The 23,206-nt window shown below is 69.8% G+C and carries 21 protein-coding genes; 11 read left to right on the top strand and 10 right to left on the bottom strand.

Translation table 11 applies throughout. The features are described from left to right. The first annotated feature begins 12 nt into the window (after nucleotides 1-12). Genes ACIBK8_RS29560 through ACIBK8_RS29540 form a run of 5 tightly spaced genes read left to right on the top strand, consistent with a single transcriptional unit; the run spans nucleotide 13 to nucleotide 5,203 of the window. Nucleotides 13-1,146: an amidohydrolase family protein gene (locus ACIBK8_RS29560; protein WP_399045050.1), complete on the top strand. Its 1,134-nt coding sequence runs from the start codon at nucleotides 13-15 to the stop codon at nucleotides 1,144-1,146. Nucleotides 1,147-1,157: 11 nt separating this feature from the next. Continuing rightward, entirely contained in the window at nucleotides 1,158-2,417 is a 1,260-nt protein-coding gene (locus tag ACIBK8_RS29555; protein WP_399045048.1) for a hypothetical protein, read from the top strand. Nucleotides 2,418-2,444: 27 nt separating this feature from the next. Beyond that, the gene (locus ACIBK8_RS29550; RefSeq protein WP_399045046.1) at nucleotides 2,445-3,311 is read left to right on the top strand and encodes a hypothetical protein; all 867 of its coding nucleotides are present in this window, start codon (nucleotides 2,445-2,447) and stop codon (nucleotides 3,309-3,311) included. A gap of 42 nt (nucleotides 3,312-3,353) precedes the next feature. Continuing rightward, nucleotides 3,354-4,328 (top strand): TauD/TfdA dioxygenase family protein, encoded by a 975-nt coding sequence (locus ACIBK8_RS29545; RefSeq protein ID WP_399045044.1) that lies wholly within the window; start codon nucleotides 3,354-3,356, stop codon nucleotides 4,326-4,328. Between the two features lie 35 nt (nucleotides 4,329-4,363). After that, nucleotides 4,364-5,203 carry a hypothetical protein gene (locus ACIBK8_RS29540; protein ID WP_399045042.1) on the top strand — a complete coding sequence of 280 codons (840 nt, stop codon included), beginning with the start codon at nucleotides 4,364-4,366 and terminating at the stop codon, nucleotides 5,201-5,203. Here the strand turns inward: ACIBK8_RS29540 and ACIBK8_RS29535 are convergent. Further along, entirely contained in the window at nucleotides 5,176-5,673 is a 498-nt protein-coding gene (locus ACIBK8_RS29535) for a methyltransferase domain-containing protein (protein ID WP_399045040.1), read from the bottom strand. The two genes, ACIBK8_RS29540 and ACIBK8_RS29535, sit on opposite strands and share 28 nt — an antisense overlap. A gap of 375 nt (nucleotides 5,674-6,048) precedes the next feature. Between ACIBK8_RS29535 and ACIBK8_RS29530 the strand changes: the two genes are divergently transcribed. From ACIBK8_RS29530 to ACIBK8_RS29520, 3 genes are all read left to right on the top strand, one after another. Further along, complete coding sequence (locus ACIBK8_RS29530) at nucleotides 6,049-8,043, top strand: Gfo/Idh/MocA family oxidoreductase (RefSeq protein ID WP_399045039.1); 1,995 nt, start codon at nucleotides 6,049-6,051, stop codon at nucleotides 8,041-8,043. Next, nucleotides 8,040-8,585, top strand: a complete 546-nt coding sequence (locus tag ACIBK8_RS29525) for a hypothetical protein (RefSeq protein WP_399045037.1) — start codon at nucleotides 8,040-8,042, stop codon at nucleotides 8,583-8,585. The genes ACIBK8_RS29530 and ACIBK8_RS29525 overlap by 4 nt, the downstream gene beginning before the upstream one ends. Nucleotides 8,586-8,846: 261 nt before the next feature. Beyond that, nucleotides 8,847-10,067, top strand: coding sequence for a hypothetical protein (locus ACIBK8_RS29520; RefSeq protein WP_399045168.1), 1,221 nt, complete (start codon nucleotides 8,847-8,849; stop codon nucleotides 10,065-10,067). Here the strand turns inward: ACIBK8_RS29520 and ACIBK8_RS29515 are convergent. Further along, the gene (locus ACIBK8_RS29515; protein WP_399045035.1) at nucleotides 10,051-11,808 is read right to left on the bottom strand and encodes an asparagine synthase-related protein; all 1,758 of its coding nucleotides are present in this window, start codon (nucleotides 11,806-11,808) and stop codon (nucleotides 10,051-10,053) included. The two genes, ACIBK8_RS29520 and ACIBK8_RS29515, sit on opposite strands and share 17 nt — an antisense overlap. A 61-nt stretch (nucleotides 11,809-11,869) precedes the next feature. Next, nucleotides 11,870-12,493 carry a lasso peptide biosynthesis B2 protein gene (locus tag ACIBK8_RS29510; RefSeq protein WP_399045034.1) on the bottom strand — a complete coding sequence of 208 codons (624 nt, stop codon included), beginning with the start codon at nucleotides 12,491-12,493 and terminating at the stop codon, nucleotides 11,870-11,872. A gap of 485 nt (nucleotides 12,494-12,978) precedes the next feature. On the opposite strand from ACIBK8_RS29510, the gene ACIBK8_RS29505 reads away from it, so the two are divergent. Continuing rightward, complete coding sequence (locus ACIBK8_RS29505; protein ID WP_399045032.1) at nucleotides 12,979-16,083, top strand: AfsR/SARP family transcriptional regulator; 3,105 nt, start codon at nucleotides 12,979-12,981, stop codon at nucleotides 16,081-16,083. Between the two features lie 201 nt (nucleotides 16,084-16,284). Here ACIBK8_RS29505 and ACIBK8_RS29500 read toward each other — a convergent pair whose 3' ends face one another. The 4 genes from ACIBK8_RS29500 to ACIBK8_RS29485 form a co-directional block, all read right to left on the bottom strand. Continuing rightward, on the bottom strand, nucleotides 16,285-16,467 hold the full coding sequence (locus ACIBK8_RS29500; RefSeq protein WP_399045030.1) for a hypothetical protein: 183 nt from the start codon (nucleotides 16,465-16,467) through the stop codon (nucleotides 16,285-16,287). A 97-nt stretch (nucleotides 16,468-16,564) separates the two neighbouring features. Then, the gene (locus tag ACIBK8_RS29495; RefSeq protein WP_399045029.1) at nucleotides 16,565-17,377 is read right to left on the bottom strand and encodes a cutinase family protein; all 813 of its coding nucleotides are present in this window, start codon (nucleotides 17,375-17,377) and stop codon (nucleotides 16,565-16,567) included. Between the two features lie 271 nt (nucleotides 17,378-17,648). Continuing rightward, nucleotides 17,649-18,053, bottom strand: coding sequence for a RidA family protein (locus ACIBK8_RS29490; RefSeq protein WP_399045027.1), 405 nt, complete (start codon nucleotides 18,051-18,053; stop codon nucleotides 17,649-17,651). A 22-nt stretch (nucleotides 18,054-18,075) separates the two neighbouring features. Continuing rightward, nucleotides 18,076-18,906 carry a phytanoyl-CoA dioxygenase family protein gene (locus ACIBK8_RS29485; protein WP_399045025.1) on the bottom strand — a complete coding sequence of 277 codons (831 nt, stop codon included), beginning with the start codon at nucleotides 18,904-18,906 and terminating at the stop codon, nucleotides 18,076-18,078. An 82-nt stretch (nucleotides 18,907-18,988) separates the two neighbouring features. Between ACIBK8_RS29485 and ACIBK8_RS29480 the strand changes: the two genes are divergently transcribed. Beyond that, nucleotides 18,989-19,114 carry a hypothetical protein gene (locus tag ACIBK8_RS29480; protein ID WP_399045023.1) on the top strand — a complete coding sequence of 42 codons (126 nt, stop codon included), beginning with the start codon at nucleotides 18,989-18,991 and terminating at the stop codon, nucleotides 19,112-19,114. Here ACIBK8_RS29480 and ACIBK8_RS29475 read toward each other — a convergent pair whose 3' ends face one another. The 3 genes from ACIBK8_RS29475 to ACIBK8_RS29465 all read right to left on the bottom strand — a co-directional run bounded on the left by ACIBK8_RS29475 (nucleotide 19,115) and on the right by ACIBK8_RS29465 (nucleotide 22,251). Further along, nucleotides 19,115-20,407, bottom strand: a complete 1,293-nt coding sequence (locus ACIBK8_RS29475) for a flavin monoamine oxidase family protein (protein ID WP_399045022.1) — start codon at nucleotides 20,405-20,407, stop codon at nucleotides 19,115-19,117. Nucleotides 20,408-20,647: 240 nt separating this feature from the next. Further along, nucleotides 20,648-21,286 carry a TetR/AcrR family transcriptional regulator gene (locus ACIBK8_RS29470; protein ID WP_399045020.1) on the bottom strand — a complete coding sequence of 213 codons (639 nt, stop codon included), beginning with the start codon at nucleotides 21,284-21,286 and terminating at the stop codon, nucleotides 20,648-20,650. A 92-nt stretch (nucleotides 21,287-21,378) separates the two neighbouring features. Continuing rightward, on the bottom strand, nucleotides 21,379-22,251 hold the full coding sequence (locus ACIBK8_RS29465; RefSeq protein WP_399045019.1) for a 3-hydroxyacyl-CoA dehydrogenase family protein: 873 nt from the start codon (nucleotides 22,249-22,251) through the stop codon (nucleotides 21,379-21,381). Between the two features lie 202 nt (nucleotides 22,252-22,453). On the opposite strand from ACIBK8_RS29465, the gene ACIBK8_RS29460 reads away from it, so the two are divergent. After that, the gene (locus ACIBK8_RS29460; protein WP_399045017.1) at nucleotides 22,454-23,188 is read left to right on the top strand and encodes an acetoacetate decarboxylase; all 735 of its coding nucleotides are present in this window, start codon (nucleotides 22,454-22,456) and stop codon (nucleotides 23,186-23,188) included. Nucleotides 23,189-23,206 lie beyond the last annotated feature (18 nt).

The following is a 23,206-nucleotide window of genomic DNA, read 5'->3' as shown; positions in this document are numbered from 1 at the left end:
AGGAGTGGGCCTGTGACCGCCCCTGTGCTGTCGGCGGACTCCCACGTCGTCGAACCGGTGCGACTGTGGACCGAAGGACTGGAGAGCCGATACCGGGACCGTGCGCCCCGGGTCTCCTGGGACTCCGAGCGACGTGGCTGGTACTTCACCTGCGACGACCTGAGGCCCGCCCTGGTCAACACCCTCTACGCCACCGACACCACGCCCGAGAACTTCGCCGACGGGGCAGAAGTCGTCGTCGAGGCGGCCCGCGCCGGGGGCAGCGATCCGGCCGCGCGGCTGAAGGACATGGCCCTGGACGGGGTCGCAGGAGAGGTGCTGTACCCCAGCCTCGCCCTGCACCTCTTCTGGCTCGCGGACGGCGACTTCCAGCGCGCCTGCTTCCGGGCCTACAACGACTGGCTCGCCGACTACGCCGGGCACGCGCCGGAGCGGCTGGCCGGCCTCGGACTGATCTCGCTCTGGGACACCGGGGAAGCGGTCAGGGAACTGCACCGCTGCCACGACCTCGGCCTCAAGGGCGCCGCCATCTGGGCCTCCGCACCCGCCGAGCGCGACTTGGCCGGACCCGCCAACGACCCCTTCTGGCAGGCGGCCCAGGAGCTGGGCATGCCCGTCTCCATGCACTGCCTCACCGGCTACCGGGACAGCCCCCAACTCTTCGACTACGCCACCCCGATGAGCCGGATCCAGCGCAACATGGCGTACACGGAGGAGATCCAGCACACGCTGACCGACCTGATCTTCTCCGGCGTACTCCAGCGCTTCCCCGGCCTCGACATCGTCCTGGCCGAGAACGACATCGGCTGGATCGCCTACCACCTGCTGCACGCCGACCGGATCTACGACAAGCTCGGCCCGGCGCTGCGCACCGACCTCACCATGCCGCCGAGCGACTACTTCCGCCGCCAGGTCCACGCCACCTTCACCGATGACGAGGTGGGCGTGCTGACCATGCGCCAACTCGGGGCGGGGAACTTCCTCTGGGGCAGCGACTACCCGCACTACGAAGGCAGTTGGCCGCACTCCAGGGACGTGCTGGCACGCTGCCTGGCGGACTCCGACGAAGCGGCCCGGGAGCAGGTGACCTCGGGCAACTGCGCGCGCATGTACGGATTCGACCTCGCGACACTGACGGCCGAGTGAAGGAGACCCGCATGGCGGAGCCGACCACGCACCGCTGGTACCGCTTCATCGACGACGACATCGAGCACAGAACCCGGGCGGGCGTCGGCTACACCAATCTGATATCCCACCGCCCCTACGCGCTGGATCCCGAAACCCTGCAAGGATTCATCGACCGCAACGCCCTGATCCGCGAATTCCAACGGATCACCCGCGACGTCTTCCTGGCCAGCCTGCACGGTGAGGCCGACCCCGCCATCGCGGAGACCATCGTGTCCGGGCAACCGCCGGAACGCGGCCGTGAGTTCCACCTGAAGCTGACGGAGCGTCATCTCGCGCTCCCACTCTACTTCCGCACCGACGAGCCCGCCCCCGGAGCGATCGCCGAGGTGCAGTGCCCCGCATCCGGTTGGGAGATCGCCGACCAGGCGCACGCCCTCTACCGGGCCTTCCCCGACGACTTCGACGCCGCGGGACGGCACTTCGACCCGCTCATCGACAACCTCGCGGCATCCCTGCGCGCCCGGTTCGGCGACGGCCTCGTCATCCACCACCTGACCGGCAACGCCTCCCGGCCGCACGGAGTCCACTACACCGTGCAGCGGCTGCGCGAGGCCGGCATCCGGCACTTCGCCTGGGACGCCGTGCACTGGAAGGACTGCGGATTCGTCCGCGCCCACGAGTTCTACGACCTCAGGTACAACGGCTTCTTCGACCAGTGGATGGAGGCGTGCGAACAGGGCGAGCTCATCTTCGACCACCCGCCCACACCGCTCTACGACGCCAAGGTGACCATGGCCTGGCCGTTCTGGGACAAGGCCAGGGAGTACTACCCCGACGAGATCCGCGGGCTCTTCCCGCACACCGAGATCATCACGCCCGAAGGCTTCCACCTGCCCGACGGCACCTGGATCACCCTGGACGACTACTGCCGGCTGGGCCAGGGCAGGCGCCGCTACTACATGAAGTTCGGCAGCCACCATCCGACGCTGAACTGGGGCAGCCGCGCCGTCTACCACGCGGGCAGCTTCTCCGGTCCTGCGCTGCGCGCACTCTTCGACCGCGTCTGCGCCGACACCGCGACAGGCCACCTCTGGGTCGCCCAGGACGCGCGCCTGCTCGCGGAGCCCGCCACCGGCGTGTCCCGGAGCGGGGAGGACGTCAAGTTCGACGGCTACACCAAGCTGAGCGCCTTCTACACCCCGGAGGGCCTGGCCGGCGTGATGGCCATGCAGGAACGCGCGCGCAAGGTGCACGGTTCACCGCAGACCGTGGTGAGCGCCGTCTACTGACAATCACCCCGTGAAGGAGGTGGGTGGGTGGTGAGCATCGGCGGTTCCGATCAGATTCGACTCACCGGACAGGTTCACCCCGGTGACTACTTCCGTTTCGTCGAAAGGGACGAACTGGACTGGCGGGCATGGACGGACGTCCTCCGCGGAAAGGTCGCCGGCGCGGTCTTCCGCGGGGTACTGCCACCGGACGTCTGCGCACGCATCCGGCGGAACTTCTGGAGCAGCCCGATGCGCAGGAGCCGGGAACACGGCGTTCGGGACGTGGACGCCTGGTGCGGCAATCACCTCTTCAACGCCTCCAGTCTCGATTGGTATCTCGACGAGGCGGACCGCGCGCGTCCGGCTCTGGAGGCGCTGTGCGCGGGCCCGGGGCCTACGCCGCGCTCGCTGCTGGCCGAGTACGGCGACCATCTGGCGGACCAGGGCGTCCGGCTCCGCCTCGCGGAACACCGAGGCCGGAGAGCCGCCCCGTTCCGGCTGCGCTCCCGCGCGGACGGCGACGCGCTGGTGCTCGCTCCGCACGATGATGCCGAGGCCATCCGCCACGCACGCCATATCGACGGGTGCGAGGTGCAGCGGGTGAGCCGCCTGTGCAATGCGCTGATGTGTGTGGAGAACGGCTCCGGGGGCGAGTTGCTGTACTGGAACATCTCGCCCGACCGCGAGAGCCGCCACGCGCTCGGTATGTCCACCGACAGCTATGGGTACCCGATCGAGTCGCTGTCCGGAATCGAGCAGCTCACCGTCCCCGTCCACACCGGGGACGTGTACATCTTCGACACCGCGAACGTGCACGCCGTGGCGCCGTGCAGCAGTGACGGCGTCTTCCGCACCACCGTCAATCTGCTGATGGGCGAGCTGGACGCAGAGACGATCCTGTACTGGTCCTGACCGATCGGGGGCCGCGCACGCGACCGAAGGGAGAGAAGGCGGATGGCGACAGCCATGGAGAACTTCGCCGGGATCGACGTACGACAAGTCGCGGGCCGCATCGGCGCCGAGATCGCGGGGGTGGACCTCTCCGCGCCGCTGTCCGACACCGTCATGGCGGCGATCCGCGCGGCACTGCTCAGGCACAAGGTGATCTTCTTCCGCGACCAGCGGCTGAGCCACGCCGACCACATCGCGTTCGGGCGGCGCTTCGGGGCGCTGACCCGGCGTCCGGGCCGCAAGCACGGCGTACATCCCGAGGGGTACCCGGAGATCCTCACCGTCGACCCGGACGCGGAGGACACCCGCTACGGCCGCCGGTTCGAGGAACGGCTGCGGCCCAAGGCCCTGCGGCACGACTCCGGCTGGCACGTGGACCTGGCCGCCGTCGTCAACCCGCCGGCCATTTCCGTTCTCCGTTCGGAGGTGGTCACCGCATTCGGCGGCGACACCCAGTGGACCAACCTGGTCGCGGCGTACGAGGGGCTCTCCGGCCCACTACAGGCGCTGGCCGGCGGACTGCGCGCGGAACACACCCTCTACGCCGCCTGTGAGCTGCTGCTCTCCGACGAGGAGGACGTGGAGGTCATCAGGCGGCTCACCGAGGACACCCTGCTCTCCGTGCACCCTGTGGTGCGGGTCCACCCCGAGACCGGCGAGAAGGCGCTCTTCGCGCCGCCCGCCTCGGTGACCCGCCTGCTCGGGCTGCTGCCCTGGGAGAGCCGCCACCTGCTGGAGCTGCTCTACGAGCACATCGGGCGCCCCGAGTACACCGTCCGCTGGCGCTGGGCGGCCGGCGACGTCGCCGTCTGGGACAACCGCGCGGTCGCCCACCTCCAGCCGGCCGATCTGGACCACACCGACTACCACCGCACCCTCTACCGGGTAACCGTCCTGGGCGATCACCCGGTGGGCCCGGACGGCTTCACATCCGAGGCCGTCCGCGGCGATCCGCTGACCGCCTGCACCGGCTCCTGACCCAACACTCCTGGACGAGAAGGGGGCGAGACGCCATGCCCGGAAAACGCGGCGTGTACTTCGTGGCCAACGACCGTGTGCGGGAACTGGTCACCGCGTTCCTGAACAGCTTCCGCCGCACCAACCCGGACATCCCGCTCCGGTTGATCCCCTTCGACGGCGAGTACGGGCGGATCGCCGCACTGGGCGACCGGTACGGGTTCACCGTATGGGAGGACGAACAGCTCCTGGCACGGTGCGACGAGATCAGCCTTTCCTTCCACGAGCACCGGAAAGGGCACTTCAGGAAACTCGCGGCGTGGGAGGGAGAGTTCGACGAATTCCTCTACATCGACAGCGACACCGCCGTCCTGCACAACATCGACTTCGTCTTCGATTACCTCGCCGACCATGGTTTCGTCACCGCCACATCCCACCTTCCTGGCCGCGCCTGGAAGGACACCATCGGGCAGTCGGGGAAGCTGAAGGCTGAGCAGTACGAATATGCCGCGAACACCGGTTTCGTCGCCTCCAGGAAAGGCGCGCTCACGCTGGCCGGAATCACCGCCGCACTTCCCGCGGCCCGCGAGCTGACGCCGCACATGAAACTCGGCTATGAACAACCGTTCCTGAACTACCTCATCGTCACGTCGGGCCTGCCCTACACCAGCCTGCACCACCTGCGCACCACCACCGGCGACCACACCATTCCGGGCGAGGTCTTCGCCTGGACACCCGGCGTCCAGGCGAAGGACGGCGGGATCGTGCATCCCGCCGCGCCCCCGGCCCTGATGGTCCACTGGACCGAGCCGGTCAAACCGACCCAGGCGGACCCGGCGTCGATCCCGCTCTACGACCTGTGGTGCCACTACCGGGACTTGCACACCCGCACATAGAGCGACTGCTCATCGTCGTGCCGCGGCGGGAACTCCGGGTGTGCGGCGAGCAGATCGCACTCCTCGATCCGCGCGACGGAGTGGAAGCCGGCCTGGCCGAGTGCCCAGGCCAGGAGTTCGAAGTCGAAGAGGTTGCGGTGTCTGCCGCGCGCCTGGAAGAGGTCGTTGATGAACTGTTGGACGGGGACGCCGTCGAGGGAGTATTCCGGCCAGCGGCGGCAGCGGTCCTCCTTCAGCGCCTGTCCCCGGTCCACCGTGTAGGCGGTGCAGACCTTGGCCAGATCGGGGCAGGAGAGCCAGAGCACGGCATCGTCCGTGCAGACCCGGTGCAGTTCCCGGAAAAACGGGATCAGCTGCTCGCGCAGTTCCAGGTGCTCGACGACGTGTTGCATCACCACGACCGTGACCGAACGGTCAGGGAACGGCAGCCGACGGGCCGCCAGATCGATGTCGAATTCCGAGCCGGTCACATCGCAGTTGAGCCAGCCGGGAACGCGCCGGTCACCGCAGCCTAAATGGATTCTGCGGGATTCCGGAGCGCCCGCGGGTATCGGTGCCGGGCGGCGATTCCTGAGTCGTGCGATGAGGCGGCTGAAATCATGCTCGACGAATGAGATGGTCCGGGGGTCGAAAGCCATCTTGCGCAATGCCCAAGAAATCATGTGCTGTACCGTGCCTGAAGAATTACGTCCGGTCAACCATGTCTTCACGGTGGATATCCGGGCATCCTTTCCGTGATCGGTCCTCTTCATCTCTGTGATCGGTCCCCTTCATCGCTCGAACTCTGACCAGTGCTGCGGAATCCCATGAATATCGATGTCCCCGCATTCCCCATGGAGGCGTGCATGCGACAGGTGGTCCTACCTGGTCCCGGCCGGTGCGAGATCATCGATCAGGACGAGCCGCCGGGCGGTCCCGGCCACGTCGTGGTCGATGTCAGTGTGAGCGTGGTGTCACCCGGCACCGAGCGCGCGATCCTGCTGGACCGTCCGACCGCCGACTCCCGGTTCCCGGAATTCCCCGGCTACATGGCCGCCGGTACGGTGCGCAGCGGTGCGGGACTTCCCGCAGGCACCCGAGTGGCAGTGCGCCGGGCGCGCCACGCCGACGTCGCCGTCGTGCCCGCACGCTACGTGCGCGCCCTGCCGGAACGCGTCCCGCCGGCCGACGCCGCGGTCTGGCAGCTCGCTCTCACCGCTCTGCTCGGCCTCGAAGTCGGCGGGCAGCGCCCGGGGGAGCCGGTGACAGTGGTCGGCCAGGGCCTGCTCGGCGTCATCACCCGCCGCCTGGCCGTGGCCTGCGGCGCGCCGCACGTGAGAGTGGTCGCCGCGTCCGCCGCCAAAACGTGGAGCACCAGGACGGAACCCTCCACCGTTTTCAGCGAACCCGGACGGCCCGACGGCGGCACCCCGCTCGTCGTGGACGCCACCGACAGCGGCCCCGGCCTGGCCGCCGCCATCGCCGAGGCCGCGGATGGCGGCCGGGTGGTGCTGCTCGGCTCACCGCGGGCCGAGCAGGCCGAAGTTCCGCTGCAACAGCTCCACGACCGCCGGCTCGACCTGCGCGGCGCCCACATCTCCCAGCTGACGGAAGCGGATGAAGAACGGCTCAGCGACCGGTTCTTCGCCCTGCTGGAACAGCGCCGCTTCACCATCAGGGACGTCCTGGCCGACTACCCGGCACACAAGGCCCCGGAGGTCTACCGGCGCCTCGCCGGAGACCGCGCCTTCATCAGCGCCGCGCTGCACTGGAACGCCCCGCGCCACACCCCGGGCCGGCCTGCACTCGTCGCCCGCCCGATGCGCTTCGGCCTGATCGGCTGCGGCGACATCGGCATCGAGGACGCCAAGGCGCTCGCCGCCGCGGACGAAGCCGAACTGACCGCCTGCCACGACCCCGTCGCTGAGGTGGCCGAGGAGACGGCCGCCCGGTTCGGCGGACGGCGGGAAGCGTCCGTTACGGCCCTGCTGGCCCGCTCCGACGTCGACGCGGTGGTCATCGCCACCCCGCACGACACCCACGAGCCGCTGCTCACGGAGGCGCTCGCCGCGGGCAAACACGTCCTCCTGGAGAAGCCCGTCGCCCAGGACCTGGCCTCGGCGCGGCGGATGGTCGAGCTGGCGGAGGCCGGCAAGCTGCGCACCGGCATCCTCTTTCCCACCCGCACCGACCCGAGGTTCTGCCAGGCCCGCGCGGCCATCGAAGCCGGCGAGATCGGCGCACCGCTCGGCGTCGCCACCACGTACTTCACGGACAAGCCCGTGGCCTACTTCCTCGGCGGCATCAGCGGGCGCGTCTCCTCCACCTGGCGCCTGTCGAAGGACCGCGCGGGCGGTGGCTTCCTCATCATGAACCTCATCCACCAGATCGACGCGGTCCGGGCGCTCCTGGGCAGGGAACCCGACCGCGTCTACGCGGAAACCGCGCCCTTGACGACGGCCGCGGCGCCCGGAATCGAGGATGTGGTCAGCGTCGTCCTGCGCTTCGGCACCGTCGTCGCCACGCTCATCGGCAGCGCCACCGTGGCCGGCGGACGGGGCATGCAGACCAGGATCTGGGGCGAGAAGGGCGAAGTGCAGCTGACGCCGGACTACTCGCTCACCCACCGTGGGACGCCCGGCCCGGCGGACAGCCCTGCGGCCGGCGCGGCACCGACCGCGATCGACCTGCGCACCTGGGCGTTCACCGGCTTCGCGCGGGCGGTCCACGACGACTCACCGGTGGACGTGAGCCTGGCCGACGGACTGCGCACCCAGGTGGTCGTGGAGGCCGCCTACGCCTCCGCGCGACTCGGCCGCGCCGTCTGCCCGGCCCGGCTCCTCGAAGGCGGTGCACCGTGAGCAACTGGCGGCGCATCCCGCGCACTTCCGACGGCCACCCGACGGAAACGAACCCGCCAACCGACCTGGCGTGGTTCGCCGACGCCCCGACGGCTGCCGAGACCTGGGCATACGGCTACCCGATGCCGGGCGCCGACGAGCGCGCCGCACGCGACTGGGCCGCCACCGCCCAGGCCGTCGCGGAAACCGTCGGCGAGGCCACCGGCGTTCTGGTGGTGGGGGAGGGGGCACTCGCCCGCCTCGTCCGCCTGGCTCTGCCGGACGCGACCCCGGGCGCCGACGCGCAGCCGGGTGTGGTGGTCGAGACCACCGGCACCGCCGTCGGCGTCAGCGGCGCGCTGGCCGCGGTCCGCCCCCGCGGACGCGTCCTTCTCGCCGCCCGTCCGCTGAGCACCACCATGCCCCTGCGGACGTATCACGCCATCCACCGGCCGGGTATCCGCGTACTGTCCGTTCCTTGGTGTGGCGGCGGTACCGGCACCGCCCCCGAGCATCTGGTGACGTGCGCCTTGCGCCATATCCCTGGGATGAGCGGCCGTTGAGGGGCTGCGGCCATCGGTCCCACGGTGCGTCGCGAAGCCCTCCGGCGCACCACCGGCTCGCACGCCCGGGGGCGTCCGGATGGCGGCCCGGTGGATCGCCACGGACGATGGTGCTCGAACCCACGGCGCGGCGGCAGCTCTCCTGAGTCCGCGCTGCGCACGTGCAGGGCACGACCGGCGGCCTCAGGAGGTGATCGCGTGCGAACTCCTCCTGAGCCCTCCTCCCGCGCGCGCCCGAAAATGCGACGGCCCTTGCTGGCAGTGATCGTGGTGGTCTTTCTCCTGACCACGCTGCTGCTGGCCCGGTTCGGCCTGGAGGGCTTCGTCCATGATCTGACCTTCCCCGGTCGCATCACCGGCGCCGTGCTTCTCGCGGTCGCGTTCACCACGCTCGTGGGCGCCGCCGCGATCCTGGACCACTGCACCCGGCAGAGCTTTCCCTACTCCGGACTGGTCGCGCTGACCGGCGCGTTCGCGGCCTTGGTGACCAACGCCATGCTCCTGGTGCAGACAGTCAAGAACGGTGATTCCGCGACCTACCCGGTGCTGTTCGGCGTGCTCACGGCGGGCTCGGCATGCGCGGTCTTCGCGGTGTGGCGGACCTCGGTCGCGATCCCCGCTCCGAAGCGGGTGGCCGCCGCGCTGATCGTCTCCTCGGTCATCGCGATCGCCAACTTCGGCTACCAGAACCTCTATCAGCCGTTCCAGCGGCAAACCAGGCCGCTCATCACGTTGTCCATGGGGAAGGCGGTGCTGAGCAAGGACCGCACGGCATTCGCCGTACCGGTCGACATCACCCTCCGGAACCGCAGCGACGTGGGTTTCTACGTGCTCGGCACCGAATTTCACGCCATGGGGAAAAAGGTGCCGCTGAGCTCGAAGGACCGGCTCCGCGAGCAGTGGCGAACCGATGCCGAGCAGTGGCGCAGTCCCTCGGGAGTGAATCCGCTCTCCCGCCGGGAGATGAACCAGCCCGGCGAGATGGTCGAGGCGCAACCGTGGATGCCCTACGGGCAATGGGTCGAGTCGAACGACACCTTCGCCACGCGCGTGGTGGTGCAACTGCCCACGGACACCCCGTACGACCAGGTGGCGCTCTATGCCACCGCGAGTCTCGCGCGCAAGGACCGGCTCGTGCTCCAGCCACCGCTCGACTTCGTGGCGTACTCCTGGGGCAAGGGAAAAGTCCCCCGATGGGTGAAGGAGCAGCAGAAGACCGGTCTTGACTCGCTCGTCTACCGCGCCAGGGTGCACGAGAACAACGCGATCGACGAACGCACGAGGGATCCGCGTTTCGTCACCGTGTACTGGAGGTTCAGCACGCACGGCGCGAGCGTGCAGACATCCATCGGGCGCAAGGGCGAGGAGAACCGCATCGCCCCTCCGGAGGAAGCACGCGACCTGGTGAGCCGGTACGGCCTCGTCGACCTCATCGCCGGACCGGTCGAGCGGACCCTGTGGGACATCAAGAGCCAGCGCTGACGGGCACCGCCGCGCCGGGCGCGCCGGAACGCCGGTCCAGTCGCTCCAGCCAGGCCACCAGGGCGAGCGAGCTGTTCACGCGATCCCAGGAGTACGAGTCCCCCAGGCCGAGTTGGGCCTCCCGCACGGCCCGGCACAGAATCTCGACGTCGAACATCTCCGTGATCAGCGGATGCCGGGCGGAGCGGCACAGGGCGATGAGTTCGTCGCCGTGTGTCCGCAGACCCCGGGCGTAGAGGTCGTCGAAGGGCACCTTGGCGGCCCTGCCGCGGATCAGGGCCGGGAGCAGATCCGCCATGGCCGCACGGAGAACGGCCTTCGGGCGGCCAGGCCGGAACGTGGCCGCGGCGGGCAGGCGGCTCATCGTGGCGACGACCTCCGGGTCGAGGAAGGGGTGCGAGAGGAAGAACCCGTCCCGTGGCGCGCGTTGCCAGGACAGCAGGTCGGGAGCGGCGACGTAATTGGCGGCGTCGTAGAGCGACTGTTCCGGCTTGCGCCCGAACACGAAGCGGCTCTCCGCGATGCCCGCATCCCGATAGCCGTGAGCGCGCGCGAATCCGGATCGCAGCCATCCGGGGCGGTTGAAGGTGCCGAGGCCGCCGAGTACCGTTCCACCGCGGCGGAGCGCGGTGATCCGTTCGGCTGCCAGGGGAACAGCCGGCTGCACCACGTAGGCACGGACGATGTCCCGTAAGCCACGCTCGCTTCCCGTGGCCCAGGCACGTGCCTGCTCGGTCATCTGCCGGAACTGTCCCGTGCGGGCCAGCCGGTGCAGGTGGAACGGGTTGGCGTCCGCGATCGGATCGGCACCGCAGCCGGTCAGGAGCGTGTCACAGCCCAGTTCCGCGGCTGCGGCGTGCAGCCTGGCCCAGAACGGGGCGCGGAAGGCGTGCGCATGAGGTTCGTCGGCGTCTCCCGCGTGGCGCTGGAAGTCGTCGAAGTCGGCCACGTCGTCGGCGTCGACGAACACCGGGCGGGCCGCGGGTGCGTGACGGAGGATCTCCGCCATCGCGGCGTCGAGGTACGGCCGCTCCGCGGCCAGCTCCCCGCGGGAGAAACGCCCGGCGAGCAGGACCAGGTCCCCGGCGCCGCCCCGTTCCGCGGCCAGCAGGCGTGCGGCGAGCAGCGCGACGCTGGTGGAGTCGGTGCCGCCCGAGACATGGCAGGCCGTCGTCCTGCCCATGCGGCGGCCGACGGCGTTCTCCAACACGAGGCGCAACTCCTGCGCGGCCTCATCGAAGCAGGGACCTTCCGCCGACGGCTCGGGCGGGTCGGTGGCCCGGCGGGCAGGTCGCAGCGTACGACTGCGCAGTTGCCCGGTGCGGGACAGCTCGACCACCTCGCCGCCGAGGACGCGGTGCACCCCGGCGAAAGGGGTGAGGTCCGAGTGCGGTTGTGCCAGGTTCCCGGTGAGGTACCGGCAGAAGTAGCGGGGTTCCAGCTCTGCGCCGCTCCCCAGGCAGCGGACCGAGGTGCTGATGGCGCTGACGCGGCCACCGGACTCCCTGAAGAACAGCGGGATGCGTGCCTGCTCGTCGCGCGTCAGAAGGATGCGGTCGCGGTACACCAGAACAGCCGCGTAGTCGCCGGCCGGTACGGACGGTGCGGCCCCCTGCCGGTCGGATCCGTCGAGGAGGTCGTGCGCCCCCGCCGCCCGGTCGCGGGCCGAGCCGACCCAGCCGACGACGGCCGCGGTGCCGGCCCGTGAGGAGACCGTCGTCACGAGTCCCTGACGCGCCATGGCCTCGCAGGTCCGGAGCCTCGGTGCGCCCCCGGTCCATTCCAGACGGAGCGCCTCCACGTCACTGTCCGCCGCAGTCGATCGAGAGCACCGGCGTGAAGGCGTGCCCTCGCGGATCGGAGTCGGGGATGCACAGACCGCCCGATGCGGTCCACGCGTGGAGGGCGAACGGGTGCTCCCGCACACCGACGTGGAGTACGGCTCTCAGGCCGCGCCGCCGCAGCAGGACGAAGGCCGTCACCGCCTCGGACTTGCAGTCGCCGTTGACGAGCCAGCTTCTGCTGCTGTGTGACAGCACCGCTCGTTTCAGCCGTCCGACCTCCTCCGCAGAAGGGGGGTCGGCGCGGGCGTAACCCGGGGCGGCCAAGGGCAGCAGCCGGAGGACGCGGCCGAATCCAAGGGTCCGGATCAGCAGGTGCACACCACCAAGCCGACGCCCGACGCCGGCGTCCGGGTATTTCTTCCGGCGGCCCGTCACGCATCCGGCACGCATGAGACCGGTGACGAGTTCAGCGCGTTCCTCAGGGATTCCGGAGGTGAATTTCTGGAGTTCCGTCGTCGCCAATCCGAGAAATCGCGTCCGCTTCCAGTCCGCGATCAGCGCTCCGTCGGACATCCGCGTGACCCGGCAGTGCGGTGACAGGAGCTTTTCCATGGCTGCCAGGGCATCGGCGTCCTCTGCCACCGCATATCCTCCAGGATCCCACCGTGAACGGTGTCAGGACTGGTATCCGTGACCGTCGTACATTCCGCCGCTGAAACCGCGGATCAGACGGCCGTTACCGAGAAGGACGAGCCGATGCGGCTTACGGCGCCGCAGCAATCGCATAAACATTGCCCACCTCCAGAAGCGGCAGGACGTCAACTCCAGGCTACTCCCACCCGAATGCCCCGCAACCGGACTGCCGGCGTGGGGGCGGCAGGATCTGCGGATACGGCAGGCACTCGGAATGCCGCCGTCCGCGCGCGACGAGGTGGTGCCGCCCCGTGAACCTGTGTACCGCGGAAACCATCGACCTGTTCCGCGCACGCCCCTCGACCACCGCCGGCGTGCCAGGGACATTGGCTCACCACTCTGGCGACAGCACCTAGGGCAGGATGTGCCGGACATTGCCCTGATGTACCGAAAGCGGGCTCTTTCGCAAAGTCGGAAATAGTGTCTGCACCGCCATGAAAGCCCCCAACTCCCTTGCGCGGGGCCCGAGAACGACACCCGCCCTGCCTTGGAGCAGAGCAAGGGTTTCCTCATGCGGCACCAGCAGTCCCGATAAACTCTCCGGTGTGCCGTTGACGCGCGGGTTATCCACGGATGCAAGCCAACAACTCCGATTCACTGTGCTCGGTCCGCTCCAAGCCTGGCGCGGCGACGCGCAATTGGCGCTCGGGCCGGTTCGTGAACAGGCTCTGCTGGCTGCTCTGTTGCTCAGACCGGACAGGGCGGTCAGCCGGCAGCAGCTGCTCGACGGGGTGTGGGGCGCGGAGCCTCCCGGGACGGGGGCCCGGGTGATCCCGGTCTATGTACACCGGCTGCGCAGGCGCCTGGATGCCCCCGGAACGGGCTCGGCGGACTCCGTGATCGTCACGGGCAGCGGCGGCTACCGCTTCGTCCCACGGAACGCATGCGCGGACGTGGCCCGATGGGAGGACCGCGCCGCTGAAGGGCGTTCGGCGAGGGATTCCGGAGACCTGGACGCAGCGGTGGCGGCGTGGTCCACGGCGCTGGGGCTGTTCCGCGGCGATCCCCTGGCCGGGATCCCCGGGCCCTTCGCGGAGGGAGAGCGCTTGCGGCTGACGGAGCAACGGCTCGTGCTGGTGCAGCACAAGGTGGACTGCCAGCTCCGGCTGGGACGGCACGCCGACGCCGTGGGCGAACTGTTCTCCCTGACGGCGGCCCACCCCTACAACGAGGCGCTGGCCGCCCTGCTCATGCGTGCCCTCCGCGCCGGCAACCGGCAGGCCGAAGCGCTGGACGTCTATGCCGCGGTGCGCCGCCGGCTGGTGAGCGAGCAAGGGGTGGAGCCCGGCGCCGAACTGCGACGGGTGCACGAGGCGGTCCTCCGCGGCGACGACGCGTTCGTCCCCGGCCCCGCCGTACGGCAGGACCGGACGGCGGAGCAGCTGGCGAAACAGCCGCCTGCTCCGCAGCTTCCGGTCCCGGCTCGCCCGAAGCGCCGCGTACGCCATGAACTGCCCGTCGACATCGGCAACTTCACCGGCCGGGAGCAGGAGGTCGAGCACCTCGTCGCGGCTGCCGATCCGCGGGTGGTCACCGTCCGCGCGGTGGACGGCATGGCAGGGGTCGGGAAGAGCGCGTTGGTGCTGCGCGCGGCGCGAGCACTGCGGGACCGGTACCCCGACGGCTGCCTGTTCGTGGAGCTGCACGGGCACCGCGAGGGCCGGGAGACGGCGGGGCGGCAACGCGTACTGCGCCGGTTGCTGCGCGCGGTGGGCGCCGGTGAGGGGGAGGACTGCGAGGATCTGGACGAGTTGGCCGCATCGTGGCGGGCGGCGAGCGCTCAGCTCCGGCTGCTCCTCGTACTCGACGACGCCTCCTGCGCCGAGCAGGTGCGACCGCTGCTGCCCGCCGGTTCCGGCAGCATGGTGCTGGTGACGAGCCGTCAGCGTCTGACGGGGCTGGACGCGGACCGCAGGATCTCGCTGCCGCCTCTCGGCATCGACGAGGCGGCGGGACTGCTGGCCCGCATCGTGGGCGGCGAGGGATCCGACCGTGAGCACGCGGCCGTACGCGAGCTGGCCGCACTGTGCGACCGGCTCCCGCTCGCGTTGCGCATCGTCGGGGCGCGCATACAGAACCGGCCGCTGTGGGCGGTGGAAGCCCTGGCGGCGCGGCTGGCCGACGACGAGCGCCGGCTCGACGAACTGGCCGTGGAGGACCGCAGCGTCGAAGCCGCCTTCCAGATCTCCTACGGTCAGCTTCCGGCCGCCGAGCAGCGTGCCTTCCGCGCCCTGGGCCTGTCGCCCACCGTGCACCTCGACCGGCTGGCGCTGGCCGCCCTGCTCGGCTGGACGGCATCCGACGCCGAGCACGCCCTGGAAAGCCTGGCCGACGCGAGTCTGGTGCAGCAGGTGACCGCCGACCGCTACCGGTTGCACGACCTGGTGGCGGTCTACGCCCGTCGCGTCGCCGCCGCGTTTCCCGACGAGGTCGCGGCAGCCAGGAGCGGTGTGTTCCGGCTGTATGTGGCCGCCGCCCGCTGCGCCGGTGACTGGGGCGCCTCCTCCTTCCTGACCGGCCCGCAGGGCAACGGGCCCTTCGCGGACTGGGAGGAGGCCACGGCCTGGCTGGACGCGGCGGGCAGCGAGCTGGTCGACGTGATCGGCCAGGCGGTCGCCGCGGGGCGCCTGGCCGACGCCTGCTGGATCGCCGAGGGCCTGGTCGACTACCTCACCCGACAGGGCCGGTTCCACGAGTGCCGTACCGCGCTGGGATTGGTGCTGCCGGCCGCCGGGCAGGGCACCGACCGGCGGATGGCCTCCGCACTGCGCACGGGCCTGGGCATCATGTACGGCCTACAGGGCCATTACCGGCAGGCCCGCACCTGGTTCACGGAGGCGCTGGACATCAGCCGCCGGGCTGGTGACCCGCATGAGCAGGCCAGAGCCGCGGCCGGTCTCGGGACATTCGCCAATCTGGAGGGGCGGATAGCCGAGTCCATGACCTATTTCGCCGAAGTCGCCGTCCTCGCCGGGCAGTTGGAACACGACGAATGGCTCACGGGCTCGGTCATGACCCGCGTCGGCGACATACATCACCAGCTCGGAGAGTACGACAAGGCGTACGACCGCTACACGGAGGCGATCGCCCTCGCCGAGAAGACGGGCAGCCCCAGGCTCCACGGCAAGACGCTGCTCCGCCTCGGGAGTCTCCAACTCGATCTCGGCCGGCCCGCCGACGCCGTCGGCACACTGGGGAAGGCCGAGGACCTGGCCAGGCGTCTCGGGGATGTCCCCTTGCGCTCCGCCGTCCTCGGCAGGCTGTCCACCGCCGAAGGTGACCTGGGCAACCCGGAGGCAGCTGCCGAACTCCGCCGCAGGTCACGCGCGGTACTGGACGAGCAGACCGGCACCGCGTCGGAGATCGAGATACGCCATCGGCTGATCTGGCACGGCGCCGCCGCGGAAGACCTGGCCGGAGCACGCGACTTCTTCGACCGGGCCACCGCACTCCCCGCTGCTGACGCCAACCGCGCGAGAATCTCCCGGGTCCTGGACGACATCGGCCGACGACGCCCGCCGAGCACCGGCGACGCGTAACCCCTCGGACGACCCCTCGGATGCTCCCTCGGACGGAGTCGGCCCGGCCGAAGTATCCCCGGCCGGGCCGCTGTTCCGCTGTCCTCTGCCCCGCTGTCCTTCGTTCCGTCAGACCACCAGAAGCCCTCCAAGCGGGCCTGGCGAGGTCCCCTGCTGATTCCTGCTGATCCCTGCTGTGTTCCTGAGCAGGAATCAGCAGGATCATTCGGATTTCGTGCCGCGCCGCCCCATACGTACCGCCGCAGCCAGCGCCAGCACGACGCCGGCACCGCAGGCGACGCCGCGTAGGAACCCGTAGGGCAGCGCAAAGCTCACCAGCAGAAGCGCAAGGCCGACGGCCAGATAGCGGAACGTGGCGTCAAATTTCGAAAATCCCCTGTACATGACCCCAGTGTAAAAGGGTGGCCAAAGGCCAGCACAATGAACTGGTTGGGTGGGGTGACGCCTGGCCCCCAGTGCAAGGCGACTTTCCGCAAAGCGCTTACACGGGGTCTCCGTTGTCATTCACCCACTGGACGCCGTCCTGACCGTCCTGGGTGAGGGTCTTGGGGATGACGGACTCCGGGTACAGCGGGTGCTTGCTGAAGTAGCCGGGCGCGTTCGTGAGGGACCTCAAGTCGCACACCGGGTCGCCGACGATGCAGTACCGCCTGACCGGAATGCCGTTGAACTCCGCCGGTCCTGCGCCGGGAGCGGTGGCCACCCCGGGGATGCCGAGCCCCTTGGGGAGATGCGCCCCGAAGCCGGTGTCGGGCTGCATCGGGTCGGCGTAGAGCATGCCGTTGACCTGGGACAGCGGAATGCCGGTGGTGCCGCCCGCGATCGTCTGGAGCACCCGGTCCGCGGCCTGGGCGCCCTGGGAGTAGCCGGTGATCGTGATCCGGGCGTCGGGATGCGCCTTGTGGGTGTCCTGTGCCGCCTGCAGCCCTCGCTGGTAGCCGAGTTCCACGCTGGCGTCGTAGGTCGGTGCGGTGAGGGCCTCGGGGTTGACCTTCGACGGGGGCTCGATGAGCCCGCCGGTGGGGCCGATGAGCGGACCGGCGGTGGCCGGGTAGCACACCTTGATCGCGGACTCGCCGAGGCCGATGGCGTCGTTCGCGGGGGTGTAGGAGCGCGTGGTGGTGGGGCAGCCGTCCTGGTTGTCCGTGGCGCCGGTGCCGCCGATCTCGATGTAGTAGTGCTCCGCGTCGGCCGCGTGCGCGGCGGCGGGCAGCGCGACGGCGGTACCGGCCGTCAGCGCCGCCGTCATGGCCGCGGTGCCAAGAGCCCGTACCACCCTGCTCGTTTTCGACATTGCCTGATCTCCCCCTGGGTTCATGGACGTGCCCTGCAACGAACGCACCAGACGCTAGGCAGAGTTGTTCACATCGCGATGACATCCCGATGACTGCGCTGGTGGCACGGTTGTTGCGCAGCGCAGCAGGTTCGTGGGGGGCGAGCGGTTCTCAGTGAGGCGAGTGGTTGTCACGGTGCGCTGAGCGCTTCGCGGACGGGTGTGCGGGAGGCCCGCAGGGCCGCCGTCCAGGTGACGAGTGTCGCGCCGATGCGGGTCTCCGTCGGTCGGTTCAGTCGTCGCCGCTGCCGGCCGCGGCGACGACGCGGATCTCCACCAGTAGTTCGGGGAGGGCGAGTTGGGTCACTCCGACGGCGGTCCATGACGGGTACCGGTCGGGAAGGTACTCGTCCTTGACCCGGCTGAATTCCGGCATGTCGCCGCGGAGGTCGGTGTGGAACGTCGTCAGCTCGACGATGTCGGCCAGGCCGGCTCCGGCGGCTTCGAGTACGGCCTTGACGCCTTCGAATGCGAGCCGGGCCTGGGTTTCCATGCCGTCGGCGGGCTTCAGGGTGGTCGGGTCGACTCCCACCTGGCCCGACACCCAGATCAGGTCGCCGGCCCGGGTCGCCTGCGAGAAGTGCAGCCGGTCGTACATCGCCTGGGTAGAGGGCGGGTTGATCAGTTGGCGCTTCATGCGGGGATCTCCTCGGGTGCGGTCAGACGAGCTGTCGGAAGAGGGGTGAGCGGAAGGGGTCTCCCGGGTTCAGCTTGGCCATCTCCTCGGTGAAGAGGACGCCGTTGCGGGCGTAGTGCTCGTTGACGTCCGGGAGGGGGCGGAACGTCGCGTCGTCGCCGAAGAAGCGGAGGACGAGTGTGTGGCGCTCCGGGCACGCGGCGTCGACGCCGGCGCCGCCGTGCAGTGAGCGGGGGTGCAGGGTGACGACGTCGCCGGGCTCGGTCGCCCAGGAGAGCACGTCGTAGGCGTCGGGATCGGCCGCGCGCTCGGCGTCGATGTTCGGCAGGCGGGGCAGGATGCCGTGGCCGTGGAGGGGTTCGGTCGGGTCGTCGGGGTTGGCGAAGGTGGTGCCGTCGTACTGGATGCCGTGGTGGGAGCCGCGGACGATCTCCAGCGAATTCCGCTGGGGGAGTGGCTGGAAGCTGATCCAGGCGTTGGCCCAGTGTTCGCCGGCCCAGGGCAGGTACGCGGTGTCCTGGTGCCAGGAGCTGCGGGCACCTCGTCCGCCGGCCTTGAGGAAAATCTCCTCGGCGAAGTACCAGACGTGCTCCGAACCCCACAGGTCGGCGAAGATCCGGCCGAACGGCAGCCGCGACACCAGCGCGTCCAGCCGGTCCTTCGCGAGCGGGTTGGCGTTGTCGACGACAGACCGCTGCTCGGACCCGTCGAACATCGACGACGCGTGCGGCCCGGGGTTCGCGACAGCCCAGTCGAACGCCTCACGGCACTGCGCCAACTGCCCTTCATCGAGGCAGTCCTTGAGGAGGGTGGCGCCGTCGTTCCGGAATGCTTCCCGTACAGACTCGTTCATCGCTGGCTTCTCCTTCGTATCGGGAGTTGGCAGAACGCTAAGGGGACACAGGCATTTGCACAACACCTGTTATGAGAAATGTGTGGCAGTGCTGCGCAAGGTGGCCCGGCATGCGGAATTCACGACCGGGGCGGTGACGTACTACTCCGCGTACAAGGAAGATCTGGCCGCCGCCTTGGCCGAGAGCCGGTTCGACTGGCGGGCGTGATCAGTCGCTGCCGTCGGACAGCGCGCGAACGATGTCCCTGGCCGCCTCGGCGCCGGTCTCGATGGCGCCGTCGATGCCGCCGACACCGACCGCCGCGATGTCGCCACCGGCGAAGCGGATGCGCCCGTGGGGCTCACGCATCCGGGGCGCCGCCCGGGTCAGATTCCCCGGCCGGTGGTGCACCCAAGTGCCCTGCGAGAACGGATCGTTCACCCAGTCATTGCAGGCGGTGTCGATCACTTCGACGCCCGGGACGAAGAACCGCAGGGCACGCTGCACCGCCTCGCGATCGGTGCCGTCGATCGCCGAGGCGTCGGAACAGAAGCACACCACGAGCGTGTCGCCGTCGTGGCGGTATTCCGTTCTGGCGGTGTTGATGGGGTGCTTGCCGGCCGGGGCGCCGGCGGCGAAGGGCTCGATCTCGCCCCTGACCCGCGCCCAGATCTTGGCCGTGCGCATCGGGTGCTTCCGCTCGATCATGGCGCGCACCGGCTGGGCGACCGGCGGCGTCATGGTCACATCGGCCAGGGTGTTGAGCGGCAGCGCGACGACGGCATGCCGTGCCCGTATGCGCTCGCCCTCGCGGGTGGTCAGGGTGACTCCGGCCCCGTCGTCCTCGATCGCCGTCACCGGTGTGGACAGGCGCAACTCGGCCTGCGACTCATCGGCGATCGCGTCGAGCAGCCGCTTGGTTCCGCCCTCGATCGGCCAGTGACCTGCGGTTTCGAGGAAGGCGTCCCAGTCGCCGAAGGCGATCGCGGCCCAGAGGAGGAACTGCGCGATGCCCTGCTCGCTCTCGGAGTGGACCAGTGACGACATCACGCCACCGAGCACGTCCCGGTCGTGCGGGGAGAGGTTCAGCGAGTCGAGCCGGTCGCCGAGCGTCTCCTGCTCGATCGCGTCGGTGTCGACGGCGGCGGGGTCGAACGGCCGTGGAAACCGCTCCCGTGCGTCGGCCAGGCATCGAGCGATCAGCGGACCGCCGACGTCGGCGTACTCGGCAGGGGATCCGGAGTGCACGACGCCGTCGGCGAGCCAGTAAGCCTTCTCGACCTCCAACGGCGCGGCCAGACCGATGCCGTAACGCTTGAGTTCGTGCCAGACATGGGGCTGGGTCCAGTGCGCGTACGCGCCGCCGAACTCCACCGAGCGGCCGAACGCCTCGCCCAGGAAGGTTCGGCCGCCGATCCTGTCACGTGCTTCGAGCTGTACCACCGAGTGGCCCGCGACGCTGAGGTCCCGAGCGGCCACCACGCCGGTGAAGCCTGCGCCGACCACGGCAACGTCATGCATATTGGTCCAACTCCCGTCATGAGAGTGCCAGTTGCTGAAGGACGGTACCGATCTCGCGGCTTTTACACAACAGGTGTCATGGAAATTGGGTGGGGGGCGCCGGGTGATCCTCAGGCGGTTCGGCGACGGCGGTCCCGCGTTCACGCCCGCATCCGCTTCGTCGAGGCGATACCGGTACGCGTCGATACCGGTGACGCGGATGATCGCGCTGCCACCGCCGGCCACGGTCCCCACCGCGCTCTACTGGGGCGTACCGGGTGAGCCGTGGGGTGTGCTGAGGGCCCGGACGAGGTGGGGGAGGGCGCGGCGGGCCAAGGGGGCGGGGTCCGTGGCGGTGTCCTTGGCGGTGTGGGTGACGCGCATGGCGGTAAGGCCCTCGAAGAGTGCGACCACCAGGCGGGCGAGGGTGGTGGGGGAGACCTCGGGGGTGTGGCCTGCGGATTCGAGGCCGCGGGCGAGGAGTTCGGCCAGGCCGGCGTTGAGGCGTTCTTCGTGTTCGGCCAGGGCGCGGGCGGTCTCCGGGTGCCGCGCGGCGTGGAGGGTGAACTCCATGGAGACCAGGAACCAGGACCGTTCCCTGGCGTCGTGGGTGGCCAGCTGGTCGAACATGCGGGCCAGCGGGTCGGGGTCGTCCGTGAACGCCGCGACCTGTTCCCGCAGCTCGGCCAGGAGCCGGTCGGTGTGCGCGTCGTACAGGGCGAGGAACAGCTCTTCCTTGTCCTGGAAGTTGGAGTAGAAGGCGCCTCGGGTCAGCCCGGCCTGCTGGACGATGTCGCTGATCGACGTGGCGTGGAAGCCTCGTTCGGCGAAGAGGGCGAGCGCGCTCTCGGTGAGCGCGGCGACCGTGGCCGGCCGGCGCTTGGTGGGTGACTTGGGCACGTACCGCTCCCTGCAGGTGATTCTTCCTCCCGAAGGGTACGTGCCCGCCCGCCGGTGACCGGCGTCGGTCCCGCTGCCGGCGGCCGTCGCTTTCAGACCTGCTGCCGGTAGTCGTCGTAGAAGCCGGAGCCGGTCTTGACGCCGAGACGGCCCGCGTCGACGTACGTACGCAGCAGCTCGCGCGGCCCTTCGGGGAGCCCCGGGCGTTCGGCCGCGTAGTGGTTCTCGATGTCGAGGACGACGTCGAGGCCGACGGAGTCCATCATGCGGAACGGGCCGACCGGGACGCCCATGTTCAGCTGCCACATGCGGTCGACGTCCGCCGGGGTGGAGACGCCATCGGCGACCACGGCGAGGCTCTCGCGCTTGATGGCGGCCCAGACGCGGTTGAAGATGAAGCCGGTGCTCTCCCGGCGGGCCTCGAACGGGTGGATGCCGTACTCGGGCAGCACCTTCAACAGCAGCTCGATGGCGCCGTGGTCGGTTCGGCCGCAGGACATCACATCGGCGGCGTTCTGCCGGGGCGGCATGTAGAAGTGCAGGTTCAGCAGGCGCTCGGGGCTGCGCACGCTGTCGACGAGGTTGCTCGTCGCGTAGGACGACGAATTGCTGGCCAGGATGGCGTCCGGCTCGGCGAGTTCGTCCAGGTCCCGGAAGATGCGCTTCTTGAGGTCCAGACGCTCGGGTACGGCCTCGACGACCAGCCAGGCGTCCGCGAGAGCGCGGGGCAGATCGGTCACGGACTCGACGGTGCCGGGACGGCCGCCGTCGATCGTCTTCACCACATCGGGCAGCTCCTGGGCCACGTAGGCGCAGGCCGCTTCGCCCGCCTCGGCGGAGGGGTCGTAGACGCGGACCAGGCCGCCCCGGGTGGCGAACATCAAGGCGATGCGGCGGCCGAGCGTTCCCGCACCGATGACGGTGACCGGCCGGTCCTGGGTGGTGGCGGGGAGTGTGAAAGTCACGGCTACTCCTGTCCTGTTTTGCGGCTCTTCTGTGATCCCGCCGTAGGGGTGCGGCGGGGTCGGAACGCGGGTGGATGTACCGCCCAACTTCTGGATACAGTGTGTATCCGATACACCGTGTATGCAAATGTGGGGGCGGTGCCGATGCCGCCCCCAGGAGCACGAGGAACGCGAGGAACACGAGAAATGCGAGGAGCACGACATGCACGCTGACCAGGTAGCGACCGCGGTGACCACCCCACTGACCGTCCCGCTCTACCCGCCCCGGGCCACCCGCTTCACCGACCGCGAATACCTGAACGTCGTCTACCGGACCGACCCGGAAGCCCTTCGCGCGGTGGTCCCCGAGCCGCTGGAGATCGTCGAGCCGCTGGTGCGCTTCGAGATCATGAAGATGGGCGAGGTCGACGGCTACGGGCCGTACACGGAGTGCGGTCAGGTCATCCCGGTACGTCTTGGCGACGAGTACGGCGAGTACCTGCACGTCATGTACCTGGACTCCTTCGGAGCCACCGCGGCGGGGCGCGAACTCAGCGCGTACCCGAAGGTGGCAGGCGAACCCGCGCTGCGCCACGAGCGCGGCGCCCTGATCGGCACCCTCGACTACGGCAGCGAGCGCGTCGCCACCGCCACCATGGCGTACAAGTGGGAGCCGCTCGACCCGGATGAGGCCCGTGCGCAGATCACGGTGCCCACCTTCGCCGTCAAGACGGTGCCCGGCTACGACTCCCGGCCCCGCGTCTGTGACCTGGTCCGCACGCAGATCACCGACATCACCGTGAAGGAAGCCTGGCGCGGCCCGGCCCGCCTCCAGCTCTCCCAGCACGTCATGGCACCCCTGGCCGACCTCCCTGTCCGCGAGGTGATCAGCGCTAGCCACATCACCACCGACCTCACTCTCGCACCCGCCCGGCCGGTCCATGACTATCTGGCCTGAGCGCCGGGCCGTTGGCGG

It is taken from the genome of Streptomyces sp. NPDC050161 (assembly GCF_044460025.1).
In the GTDB taxonomy this organism is placed as follows: Bacteria; Actinomycetota; Actinomycetes; order Streptomycetales; family Streptomycetaceae; genus Streptomyces.
The sequence above is the reverse complement of the archived record's forward strand: the minus strand, read 5'-3'. Positions and strand labels throughout refer to the sequence as shown.

What these genes read in the sequence shown, in the direction of transcription:
- ACIBK8_RS29530 (WP_399045039.1), top strand. Translation starts at nt 6,049, where the DNA reads ATGCGACAGGTGGTCCTACCTGGTCCCGGCCGGTGCGAGATCATCGAT.
- ACIBK8_RS29515 (WP_399045035.1), bottom strand. Translation starts at nt 11,808, where the DNA reads ATGGCGCGTCAGGGACTCGTGACGACGGTCTCCTCACGGGCCGGCACC.
- ACIBK8_RS29485 (WP_399045025.1), bottom strand. Translation starts at nt 18,906, where the DNA reads ATGAACGAGTCTGTACGGGAAGCATTCCGGAACGACGGCGCCACCCTC.
- ACIBK8_RS29475 (WP_399045022.1), bottom strand. Translation starts at nt 20,407, where the DNA reads ATGCATGACGTTGCCGTGGTCGGCGCAGGCTTCACCGGCGTGGTGGCC.
- ACIBK8_RS29495 (WP_399045029.1), bottom strand. Translation starts at nt 17,377, where the DNA reads ATGTCGAAAACGAGCAGGGTGGTACGGGCTCTTGGCACCGCGGCCATG.
- ACIBK8_RS29555 (WP_399045048.1), top strand. Translation starts at nt 1,158, where the DNA reads ATGGCGGAGCCGACCACGCACCGCTGGTACCGCTTCATCGACGACGAC.
- ACIBK8_RS29500 (WP_399045030.1), bottom strand. Translation starts at nt 16,467, where the DNA reads ATGTACAGGGGATTTTCGAAATTTGACGCCACGTTCCGCTATCTGGCC.
- ACIBK8_RS29490 (WP_399045027.1), bottom strand. Translation starts at nt 18,053, where the DNA reads ATGAAGCGCCAACTGATCAACCCGCCCTCTACCCAGGCGATGTACGAC.
- ACIBK8_RS29540 (WP_399045042.1), top strand. Translation starts at nt 4,364, where the DNA reads ATGCCCGGAAAACGCGGCGTGTACTTCGTGGCCAACGACCGTGTGCGG.
- ACIBK8_RS29545 (WP_399045044.1), top strand. Translation starts at nt 3,354, where the DNA reads ATGGCGACAGCCATGGAGAACTTCGCCGGGATCGACGTACGACAAGTC.
- ACIBK8_RS29505 (WP_399045032.1), top strand. Translation starts at nt 12,979, where the DNA reads ATGAAAGCCCCCAACTCCCTTGCGCGGGGCCCGAGAACGACACCCGCC.
- ACIBK8_RS29460 (WP_399045017.1), top strand. Translation starts at nt 22,454, where the DNA reads ATGCACGCTGACCAGGTAGCGACCGCGGTGACCACCCCACTGACCGTC.